The sequence below is a fragment of the Flavobacterium sp. genome (assembly GCF_035760125.1).
Taxonomy (GTDB): domain Bacteria; phylum Bacteroidota; class Bacteroidia; order Flavobacteriales; family Flavobacteriaceae; genus Flavobacterium.
In genome coordinates this window covers 1-2,046 of sequence record NZ_DASTTN010000271.1, presented here as the reverse complement: position 1 = coordinate 2,046, position 2,046 = coordinate 1, and the positions used below count along the sequence as shown (strand labels likewise).

Annotated in this window: 1 protein-coding gene and 1 pseudogene; both read left to right on the top strand. The window is 36.2% G+C overall.

What is annotated here, in order from left to right; genetic code table 11:
- The coding region (locus VFS71_RS09800; RefSeq protein ID WP_326401007.1) for a gamma-glutamyltransferase family protein at positions 1–864 on the top strand (864 nt) is incomplete at its 5' end.
- A gap of 2 nt (positions 865–866) precedes the next feature.
- Positions 867–2,046 (top strand): annotated as a pseudogene (gene ggt / locus VFS71_RS09795) (gamma-glutamyltransferase); the annotation flags it as partial.

The window sequence follows — 2,046 nt, the reverse complement described above, 5'->3', positions numbered from 1 at the left end:
GGCGGTATTTGTTTGAACCTAATTATGAAAATGCTCGAACCTTTTGATCTTGCCGAAATGGGTCATAATAGTATGAAAGCCATTCAGGTAATCACGGAAGCTGAAAGAAGAGCCTATGCCGACAGAAACTACTTCTTGGGCGACCCCGATTTTGTTAAACTTCCGATGAAAGAATTGCAAGATTCAACTTATTTAAAAAACAGAATGAGTAATTTTTCATTTGATAAAGCCACAAAATCTTGTGATGTTGCTCATGGTACAATTCAAGGTTATGAAAGCAAACAAACAACTCACTATTCTATTGTTGATGCCAAGGGAAATGCGGTTTCAGTAACGACAACTTTGAATGATAATTATGGTTCTAAAATCTATTGTGACGAATTGGGTTTCTTTTTAAACAATCAAATGGATGATTTTAGTGCTAAACCTGGAGTCCCAAATTTATATGGTCTGACAGGAACTGAAGCCAATAGCATTGCTCCCGAAAAAAGAATGTTGAGTTCTATGTCACCAACTATTGTTGAGAAAAGCGGAAAACTGTATATGGTAGTGGGAACTCCTGGGGGATCAACAATCATAACTTCGGTTTTACAAACTATTTTGAATGTGTATGAGTTTGATTTGAGTATGCAAGAAGCCGTCAACACTCCTCGTTTTCATCATCAATGGTTGCCAGATGAAATCGTTTTTGAACCCAATTCTTTCTCAAAATCATTATTGGAAGATTTAAAAAAGAGAGGCTATATCATCAATGAAAAAAACAACCAAATTATTGGTGAAGTTGATGCCATTTTGGTGCTTCCAAGTGGTAAATTAGAAGGCGGAGCTGACAAAAGAGGAGATAATAACGCATCTGGATATTAAAAATGAGAAAAGGTTACATTTTGTTACTATTTGTTTGTTTGAATAGTTTTTCACAAACAAGCACAACAGTCAAAGGCCTTATTACTGATAAAGCCATGGTAGTTTCGGCTCGCGAAGAAGCTTCCAAAATTGGAACTGAAATTATGCAAAAAGGTGGAAATGCTTTTGATGCTATGGTAGCCACTGAATTGGCTTTGGCGGTAGCCTATCCTTATGCAGGAAACCTTGGAGGAGGAGGATTTATGGTCTTTCGTAAAGCAAATGGTGAAGCTGGTTCTTTAGATTATAGAGAAAAAGCACCTTTGGCTGCTTCCAAGAATATGTTTCTGGACAAAGACGGAAAAGTTATTAAAGGAAAAAGCACCGAAAGCCCGCTTGCAATTGGAGTTCCCGGAACTATAGCAGGAGTTTTTGCAGTTCATAAAAAATATGGTTCAATGCCAATGTCCGAAATTTTGAAACCAGTGATTGCATTAGCTGAAAAAGGTGTAATTGTTACTCAAAAACAAGAAAAAAGACTAAATGATTACAGAGCAGCTATTATTAAAGCCAATGGAGAGAATACCAAATTCGCCACAATTTACAAGCAAAACGACACTATAAAATATCCTGTTTTGGCAGAAACATTAAAAAGAATTGCCAAAAACGGAAGAAAAGAGTTTTACACAGGACAAACAGCTAAAACCTTGGTAAAATACCTTCAACAAAAAGGTGCAATAATCACAATGGAAGATTTAGCCAAATATGAAGCTAAATGGAGAACCCCACTATCTTTTAAATACAAAGATTTGAAAGTCATTTCGATGTCGCCTCCGAGTAGTGGCGGTATTTGCTTGGCTCAAATTTTAAAAATGATTGAGCCTTACGACTTATCCAAAATGGGACATAATTCGGCAGAATCGATTCAGGTAATTGTGGAAGCCGAGCGTCGAGCTTATGCGGACAGAAGCTATTTTCTTGGTGATCCTGATTTTGTAAAAATACCTTTGAAAGGTCTGATGGACGATGAATATTTAAAAGATAGAATGTAAAGTTTTAATATAAATAAAGCAACCTTATCGTCTGAAATCAAGGAAGGAAAAGTAACTTATAATGAAAGTACAGAGACTACCCACTACTCTATTGTGGATCAATTTGGAAATGCAATAGCAGCAACTACAACTTTAAACGATGGTTATGGAT